Annotated in this window: 7 protein-coding genes; all 7 read right to left on the bottom strand. The window is 50.4% G+C overall.

Going from position 1 to position 8,721, the window contains the following annotated elements; translation table 11 throughout:
- Window positions 1-83: 83 nt before the first annotated feature.
- Complete coding sequence (locus GXO76_12745) at window positions 84-800, bottom strand: M20 family metallopeptidase (protein ID NOY78724.1); 717 nt, start codon at window positions 798-800, stop codon at window positions 84-86.
- Window positions 784-1,620 carry a helix-turn-helix transcriptional regulator gene (locus GXO76_12750; protein NOY78725.1) on the bottom strand — a complete coding sequence of 279 codons (837 nt, stop codon included), beginning with the start codon at window positions 1,618-1,620 and terminating at the stop codon, window positions 784-786. Before GXO76_12750 ends, GXO76_12745 begins: the two co-directional genes overlap by 17 nt.
- 2 nt (window positions 1,621-1,622) lie before the next feature.
- The gene (locus GXO76_12755) at window positions 1,623-2,153 is read right to left on the bottom strand and encodes a hypothetical protein (GenBank protein ID NOY78726.1); all 531 of its coding nucleotides are present in this window, start codon (window positions 2,151-2,153) and stop codon (window positions 1,623-1,625) included.
- Window positions 2,150-3,916, bottom strand: coding sequence for a peptide transporter (locus GXO76_12760; GenBank protein ID NOY78727.1), 1,767 nt, complete (start codon window positions 3,914-3,916; stop codon window positions 2,150-2,152). The genes GXO76_12755 and GXO76_12760 overlap by 4 nt, the downstream gene beginning before the upstream one ends.
- Window positions 3,917-4,103: 187 nt before the next feature.
- Window positions 4,104-5,141, bottom strand: a complete 1,038-nt coding sequence (locus tag GXO76_12765) for a PorV/PorQ family protein (GenBank protein NOY78728.1) — start codon at window positions 5,139-5,141, stop codon at window positions 4,104-4,106.
- A gap of 53 nt (window positions 5,142-5,194) precedes the next feature.
- Window positions 5,195-8,368: a hypothetical protein gene (locus GXO76_12770; GenBank protein NOY78729.1), complete on the bottom strand. Its 3,174-nt coding sequence runs from the start codon at window positions 8,366-8,368 to the stop codon at window positions 5,195-5,197.
- Window positions 8,369-8,496: 128 nt separating this feature from the next.
- Window positions 8,497-8,673: a hypothetical protein gene (locus GXO76_12775; GenBank protein NOY78730.1), complete on the bottom strand. Its 177-nt coding sequence runs from the start codon at window positions 8,671-8,673 to the stop codon at window positions 8,497-8,499.
- Window positions 8,674-8,721: the final 48 nt, after the last annotated feature.

Consider the following 8,721-nt stretch of genomic DNA (forward strand, 5'->3'; position numbering starts at 1 on the left):
AAATAGTCCTCTACGGAAAGGGGTTCCGTAAAATAAACATTCATCTTTAATTCGGCTTTATTGGGCGGAAAAAGGGTGTCATTTTACACGTGCACGTCGTAGGTGGAGTAGGTCGTGTACCAATTGTCGTTGTCCGTAGCCAGCTCCTGATCCGGGAAAAGGGCAATAATCTTGTTGTAATTTCGGATCAAAATATCAAAGGCATTCTCCCCCTGCCAAGGGTACGGATGGCGCCCGGGAATGGCCTCCACAGATAGCTTGAATTTCAGGATTCCCTTTTCGGCGTAGATTAATTTGTGGTTGTATCCTCCGTCTCCGTTAATCAAAATCCCGCAGGAATAATCCAGCTCACTCAGCCTTTTGGCTCCGTTTTCGCTGCCAATCTCTTCGTCAAATGTCAGCATAATCCCGATATCGTAATCCTTTTTTAGACGGGCTGTTTCACGAATCAGGTGAAGGACGATGGCATCAAAACCCTTCATATCGACGGCACCGCGCCCGTAAAGCCGGTTCCCTTTTTCTTGCGGAACAAATTGGGTGTCGTTTCCGTCCACCACATCCAGATGTCCCTGAAAGAAGATTTTGGGCTGTTTGGTCTTCTGAGTCGTAATGACCAGAGCCGGTTTATCGCCAAATTGGTAGCGATCGATAAAAACGGGACTTTCCCTGAAATAGTCCGTCACAAAATCGGCCAATTTTTCCAATTCGTCCGGTCGATCCCCTGTGGAGCGGAATGAAATGAGCTTCTTTAGAAGAGTCTTTACCTCGTCTGTCACGTGTCGGTCAGTTTTTCGTTGCATTCTGAAGATGTCCTTTGAGAAATTGAATCACGTCTTCCCGCTCCCTGTGAACGGCATACTTGGATTTAAATGTTTCGACCTCTTTTAAAAAGTGCTCCATGATTGAGTGGTGTGTTTGGCGAAGAAACACCGATCCGAGGTCGAAAAGAATCACTTCGCGGTTAATGATTTCATAATTCACTAAAAAATACTGTCTCGGAATGATGAAAACCTCCAGCTTGTGGGGCCTGTTTTCCAGTGTGTCGATGATTCGTTCGATGGTTTCCACAATACATTTTCTGGGAATGAGCGAATAAAAATCATTTTGATGAATAAAATCAATCACTTCGCTTTCTACGACGATTTCAAGCCGATTTTTTTCTTTTGTCCGAATCACATCCAGGCGTTGTTCGAACCCTTTCAAATAGCGCGACACCTGTTCGTCATTGTAGTGAAAGACTTTTCGGAGCATCTGTTCACGCATCTCCAGAGACTGGTTAGCGGTACTGAATCCCCTGGAAACCGAGATGCGTTCTCCCCCGGTGGGTCCAAACCAGATGTCCTCAAAAACGGCGTAGCTGTAGCTTTCCTCGTAAGGCTTCGGGTAAATGGGAAACACATTGGTGTCCAGATCGAAAAGGGAATCCATGCTCAAATGCAGCACCCGACAAATGGACTGCATTTTCTCGGGACTGGCCTGGTGGTGGCCGTTTAAGATAGAATAGATGGTCTGGGGTTGAATGCCTGTCTGAGCAGAAAGTTCCTTCACCGTGATATTCAGGTCGTTCATTGCCCGGCGAATTTTTTTTCCAATAACAATCGAATGATCATTTGCAGCCATTTTTATCTTTCTTCCAATTTTTGAATGGTTTCTTTTAGATAGGGAAATACATTTTTTAGTGAACGCGTAACTTCTTCGTAATAGCCATCGATGCCGGAGGAAATGCTTCGATTTAAAAATCGCTCGGCCATGGAAAAGGGAATCATAAAATCCGCGTATTTTTTAATGCCGTATCTTTCGATGAGCGTTTCCTTTTTGGAAGCAAATTCCAAAAAATAGGCCGTTTGAATAGTGTCCAGTTTCTCGATTTCTGATTCGGTGACCCCATTTTTTTGGACAGCTTGAGAAACGGCCTCCAATTTGACGCGTGCGTCCCTCAGGATTTTATCCGGGGAACGGGCACCGTCCGACGCGCTTTCCTGTGAAAGCAACTCCCTTTTTTTGATCATTCTCAAAGAGATAAGACCGACACCTAATCCAAAAATGGAAATCCCGAATTCAATCCATCGGGGCGGCATGTGTGCTGCGAATAACGAACTCAAGATCACACCGGCCGCGATGACCAGACTTGCCACTGTCTTCCTAAAAATCATGCGTGAATGACTCCCGATATTTTCAGCAGAGCAAAGACAATCGTCAAAAAGGCTTCTCCCACAATGAGACCGGCGGCAAAGGGAAGCCCGGTATCTTCGGACCACTTTGCTCCCTTTTTCCTTTTCAGATAGATGGCCAGAATACTGCCCAATCCGTACGGCAAAATGTATTTAATGGACAGGTACATCGCAATTCCCATAATAACGCCCAGCCCCGAAATGCCGCTGAACGATAAAAGCGCCCCAATGATTCCCCCGGCCAGGAATTTGTCTTTGGGCACATTTCCACCGATCACGCTGTCAATAGTGAGCCCCAGAGCCGTCGCCTGCGGCGCCTCAATAGAGGTCCCCGGACCAAAGCCTGGCAGTTTCTCCCCTGTTTGAGGATTGACCCCGCCCGAATTCCAGATGAGCAGCATCACCGTCAGTGAAACAGCGGGTCCGATCCAGGCAACCATTAATTGCGCGGTCTGTTGCTTAAACGGGCGGCTGCCCACCAGGTGCCCGGTTTTTAAATCCTGCATCAGGTCTGCGCATTCGGCAATGGCCACGGAAACGGTCGATCCCACCAGCACAGCCGTTACCAGTTGGTCTTCCGGTAACACCACCATTAATAGGACCACCGCCAGTAAGGCCATTCCGCTAATGGGCGTCCAATCGGTCATTCCTGTGGCTTGCGATACAATAATACCGGCCAACCAGAGCCAAAACGCGCCGACAACAGCGACCCAGAACGCATTGACCATGGTAATGGTCGAGGTAAAGTAGGACGAAAGGAAGAACACCAAAAAGGCCGCCAAAACCAGGATGTACAAAATACGCAGGGGCAGTTCCTCCGTGTGATTGGTTTTTGTGCCTGAAAAGTGAAGGCTCCTAAATGCCGCCCGGATAGCCGGAAGGGTTAAAATAACGCCCATGACGGAGCCCCCCACCAGCATTCCGATTCCTAACGGACGTGTCATCTGGCTGTGAACGAAACCGGCCTGTTCAGCCGGGGAAAGCCCCGCAGGCAGCCAGCCCAGTTGAATCACCAGAGGCGTAAGCAGCCAGTAGGCCAGGAGGCCGCCAGCCAGAACAAAAAGGCCGTTCCGCCCGGCGATGTAGCCAATCCCCAATCCTAAAAGTGAAACGGCCCAGGTGTTGTTGATGTACTCGGGCAGTCCCAGAAGCTTTGTCACATTAATTGTGGCCGGAATGAGAGTGGGCAGTCCCATATTCGGGAATTGGGTAATGGTGTAGACAACGGCCGCAAGCGAGGCTCCCCACACCAGTAAACGGGATTTACGAATGCCTTCGGAAGGCGCCTTCAAAATAGATGCAACGGCCGTCCCCGAGGGGAAACGCAGCCGCTCAATGTCAATCATCTGCTTGCGCAGTGGAATAATAAAACCGACCCCCATAACCGCTCCGGCCATGCAGGCCGCACCAATCCACAGAATATTGAAATGCGTGTGACGAATCAACAACACAGGCACCGTAAAAATCACGCCGGCCGTCGTGGTGTTGATCGCGGATGCAATGGTCTGGACAATGTTATTTTCAACAATGGTTCCCCGTTTAAACACGAGCTTCAGGGTCCCCCATCCCAGAATCGCGGCTACAGCCGACCCCACGGTGGAAAAACCCAGCACAAGAGCCGCGTAGGAAAAACTGGCCGTCATGACGATTCCGATGAGAACGCCCACGCCCACCGCCACGGGTGTGACTTCCGGGTAAGAATTATCGAAAACCTGGCCTAAAAAGGAGGTGTTTTCCTTTGACATCAGCAAGTCCTGTTTTTGTAGCGTTTTTTCATCACCTTTTTTCCGAATCCGGGTTACCCTTTTGTGCTCATCTTTTCACAGGCCCGTCGCCGCCTCCTCAATGGCTGCGCCGGCAAGATAATTTGCAGACGTAATGCCCGCGATGACGCAATGCCTGGGCCTATCCCTTCACTTCAGGCGCTTCCTTCTAAAAACCAATGGAAAAGGACCACATAGAAATGGAATCCAAATCCCGGTAATCGATCCAGGTGTAATCGAATGCAATGTTTTTCCCCAGAAGCGGGAACAAATCCAGGCCCATTCCGAACGATTCCCGGGCGGCATCGTAATTCCAGCGATAGCCCACTCGAAACATGAGCGTCCGGTTCCAGGCGTATTCCAGACCGAAATTGCTTCGGAACGGCGCATCGACGGCATCATTTGAGCTGGCGACCAAAAGAATCCGATTTCGCGCGCTTTTGAGAAAAGGCGATCGGCTGCCTACAAGCTCCATGGCGATTCCCAGTGTAAAACACATGGGCAAGGGAAAGGTGCGCGTTTTTAATTGCGATTCCACATCCGGACTCCCCGGAAAATTGTCCGGCTTTTGCTTTCGAAACGTCAACTGAGGTCCCTGATTCATGGACGCCGACGGCCCGAGATTGCTCAGCAACATGCCAACGCTCAGGCCAATATCCGAAAACCGGTAGAGGGTTCCCAGATCAACGGCCACGTTGGATGCCGATTCGTACCAGATGCGCTCCTGCACGTATTTGGCTGTGATGCCAACCGACACATGATCCGTGAGCTGGGTGCAAAAGGCCAGTCCTGCAGCCACGTCCTTTGCGGTAAATGTTTCGCCCGTTCCATCCGGGTCTTGAATGGTGGTTTCCTCAAACGAACCGATGTTTAGATAATCAACAAAAACACCCATACTGAATTCAGGTGTGACGGAATAGCTGGTAGCGAAAAAGGTCTGGTGCAACCCCGCGTACAAGTGACTATTCTGAAAACTGAGATTAAAACCCTTATTGATGAACAATCCCGCGGGATTCCAGTACGAAGCCGTTGCATCATCGGCCAATCCCACGTAACTTCCGCCAAGCGCAGCCGCCCGGGCGCCCACCTCCAATTTGAGGAAGCTTCCGGAGGTGGTTCCCTTTTTGTACGTAGAACCGAATGCTTGCACGGTCACCAGAAAAAGAATCAGGACTACCGCGGATGTGTGAATGTTCAGGAGCTTCATGGACATATCCCTGTGATTAGGTGTCGAATTGAATTTTTTTATTTAATTTGTTTTTACCGAATAACGGCAAATTTCCCCAATTTCTTTTTTCCACCGGGAGTGGCGACGGTGTAAATGTACACCCCAAATGAAATCTCCAGATTTTCGTCGGTCGCCATATTCCAGATGACCTCCCCCACTCCGGGGCTGTCATGCTGAATGGTTTTAATCAAATTTCCGTCAATGGTGTAGATTTTAATCGTGCATTTGGGCGGCAAATGCGTAAAGCGCAGGTGGTGATCCGTTCGTTCGTTTGGCCGCGCCAGTTCGGCCACATTGTACACCATGTAAGGATTGGGAACCACCCGCACCGCATCCAAATTGACATCCTTTTCGGACACACCCGACGGCTCCGTTTTGAATCGAAAAACATCCTTTGGGGAGAAGCGTTTTTTCACCCGGTAACGGTAAACGTCGCCGGACGCAGGAGGTCTGGCGGAATCACCCCAGCTGACCGAAAATTGCCAGGTCCGGTGATGAACGTCCGGTTCGAGAAGAAAAATGTAATCGCCGCTTGTCCAGGGCAGTCTGGGGTTTCGAACGTAAATAAAAAGCGGGTGTTTTTTTTCGGGATCACGCGTAATATTGAACACCTGAAACGGGACCTGTTTGGCATTGACCATCCCTTTGAATTTAGGGGTGGAGTCTCCGAACACAATTTCGTAGTCACAGGGACACTGGGCACTATCCGGGGTAACCATCAGCGTACTGAAACTGTAATCACTGGTATCCCGTTTAACGGAAACCCACCCCTGGTCCAGCTCTTCCGTTTTGATTTGATTGATTACTTTGATCCCAACGCCGTCGAAAATGGGACGATAGTCCGCCACATCCGATTCGGATTCAAGCCAGACCCCGTAATCGCTTTCCACAACCGGCTTGTTTGCATCCACATCCAGAATGGAAAAGGGCGGGGTGTCGGATGAATCGAGAAACGTAAGCTGATACGTGTGGCCGGTTAGTTTAAGGGGATCGACCACCTTGAGCGAAATTTCCCCTGTTCCGGAACCGGAAACATGAATAATGCTGGAATCGACGGTTCCGGGCTTGAAACCCTGAGGCTGTCCGCCCGGAATAACATCAATAGTTTGAATCAGGCGGGGATCATTTCCGCGGGAGGATTCCAACGAGCTCTGCCCCGCCTCAAGAACCGGGTGATCGTAGGCGGTAATCGTGTACCGGTAGCGGACCCCGTTGAGCACATCGTGATCCACAAACGTGTACTTCAGCCCGGAATTATTCCCGAGATCGATCGAAGGAGCAAAGGGATCGGGTCCCTTCCAGCGGTCAATTTTATCGAACTGAGCAATCGGCTGATAGCCGACAATCTTGGTTCCGCTGATATCGTAAATGGGCGTCCCCCAGCTTTCCTGATTGTTCCCGGAAAGATCCGCTTCGGTTTTGTAGATTCGATATCCCTCGAAATCGTAATCTTTTGTAATGATTTCATAAGAGCTCTCGGCCTTGTTGTCCCAGTACAGGGTTACTTTTCCATCCTGACCGTAAATTATGGGAAGACGATCGGCATCCAAAGACGGGGTGCCAACCGCATTTAGCGTGGGCGCTGCGGGCGGACGAAATCCGATAAAATTATTCTTGTAGAGCGTATCGGCGGCCGATAGGTTGTCGAAGACATCCTTAAATCGCACCTTCGGAGGATTCGTTCCAAATCCCTGCGCATCCAACGGGCCGGGATCATCGTTCCCGCCGACGATCCCCAGGTGAATAGGAATGGTATCCCCGGGACTGATGGAAAACGGACCCGAACTGAACCAGAATTGAACATCCGGACGGCTGCCTTCCGGAAAACCCTCCTGAAAATCCTTCAGCAGATCAATGTCGTCGTAATTGGGATCGTCCCCGTGAAACCACTTGCTCCGGGTTTCCGGAGGAATCAGATCCGGGCGGCCGGAGGAAATCGCGTAAAAGGTTTTTTCCAGCTGGGCATCAATCGGCTGCGGGCGCATGGCATCATCCTGATCGAACCAGTGGAAACCGGTTATTCCAATCTGGGGGCTGTTGGGATCACCGGGATTTACCCGGGGTGTTTTAAAGAAATGAATCCCGTAGGCAGAAACCGGTCCGCTGTTCTGGGGGTAGGTTTTATCCGTAAAATAGCCCTTTTTATCGTACGCGATGCAGACATCCAGCTTGCCGTCACCATCCGTGTCGAAGACGTAGGCGTAATCGTCTTCTGCCCAGGGATTGGCCTGACGGTAGTTGGAGCCGGGCTTGAGGTAACGCCCGGGCAAATCCGGATCAATAAAAAAGGAAAAATACACACTGTCGATGGTTCCGTCGTAGAAATGCCGGTTGGGATCGTAAAATTTGCTTTTGGGATTGGTGAGATCGTCCTTCGTGCGAAAAATGAAATTAATGTTAAAAAATACAATATTTTGATAAAGGGGGGTGGAATAACTGTACCCACTGACTTCCATATCCAGACCCACCGGATACCCGTAACGTGCGGTTTTGGCACCGGAGCGAATCCCGTTGTATTTGTCGGTTGAAATGAAAAAAATGTCTTTCGACGAGACAAATTCTCCCGGCATCGGCTTGTTGTAATCCGGAGAAGAGGGATCCGGATTTCTGGCCCACCCCCCGGGCCAGTGCCGCTCACCGGGGGTGTAAATCCACTGCCCCTTTTCCGAATCGAAATAATATTCCGGCCAGCTTTCCGGATAGGTGCTGGTCGCCACCAATTTCAAATTATCCTGCGTCATGCTGCCCTGGTAGTACCTGGCTCCATTATCCGCAGCTTCCCAATCCGTGTAGGTGGCACCGTCGCCGGACAAGAGGTGAATGGCCGAGAACGACTCAATGGAATTGTATTGCGCAGATCGGTCTTCGGGGAGCGGGGGTCCGTTTGTGTTCTGAGCGCCCCACGGCCCTGCCGGCATGGAAATAACCGGAGCGATCCAACGAATTTCTCCCCAATCGCCATGAAAGGCTCCCGGATACCAGCTCTGAGCACCCGGCGGATCCCACCCGGAAAGCAGACCGAAGTTCTCCACGCCGTCCACTTTCATTTTCCCGGCATCCATGTTGCCAAATCCCCGGTCAAAAACGGACACCGCCTTTTGAAGCCGCAGGCTTCTGCTTTCGACCTGCTCATTTTGGGAAAATGCGGGAAAATTGAGCAGAGTCATTCCTAAAATCAAAAGAGTAAATGTTTTAACAGCGTTCATTGAGCCTCCTGCCGATCCGCTAATGGCGGGTTTACGTCGAACAATCCTGTGCAATTTAAGGGTCCGAGTCTGTCCCTCAAAATCACGCCTCATCCGTTTTGTGAAGCTGATTTTCCCAGTCATGCCCATCAAAAACCGTACTCGATTCCAAAATTCACCAATCGGCGCAGCCGATAGTGCATCACGTTGCGCGAATTCCAATATGTTGACGATAGCGTGTAATATCGAGAGGTTCCCGGATCCTCCGGGCTTCCCGTTAAATAGTAGCCGGTCATAACATTTTCTCGATCGAAAAGATTTTTCACCAGCGCGTAAAGTCTCACTTTTCGGGAACCGAACCTCCAGATTTTGCC

The organism is Calditrichota bacterium (assembly GCA_013151735.1).
Lineage (GTDB): Bacteria > Zhuqueibacterota > JdFR-76 > JdFR-76 > BMS3Abin05 > BMS3Abin05.

Excerpts from the sequence above, each read along its gene's own strand:
- GXO76_12750 (NOY78725.1), bottom strand. The coding sequence starts at position 1,620 with ATGGCTGCAAATGATCATTCGATTGTTATTGGAAAAAAAATTCGCCGG.
- GXO76_12745 (NOY78724.1), bottom strand. The coding sequence starts at position 800 with ATGCAACGAAAAACTGACCGACACGTGACAGACGAGGTAAAGACTCTT.
- GXO76_12765 (NOY78728.1), bottom strand. The coding sequence starts at position 5,141 with ATGAAGCTCCTGAACATTCACACATCCGCGGTAGTCCTGATTCTTTTT.
- GXO76_12760 (NOY78727.1), bottom strand. The coding sequence starts at position 3,916 with ATGTCAAAGGAAAACACCTCCTTTTTAGGCCAGGTTTTCGATAATTCT.
- GXO76_12755 (NOY78726.1), bottom strand. The coding sequence starts at position 2,153 with ATGATTTTTAGGAAGACAGTGGCAAGTCTGGTCATCGCGGCCGGTGTG.
- GXO76_12770 (NOY78729.1), bottom strand. The coding sequence starts at position 8,368 with ATGAACGCTGTTAAAACATTTACTCTTTTGATTTTAGGAATGACTCTG.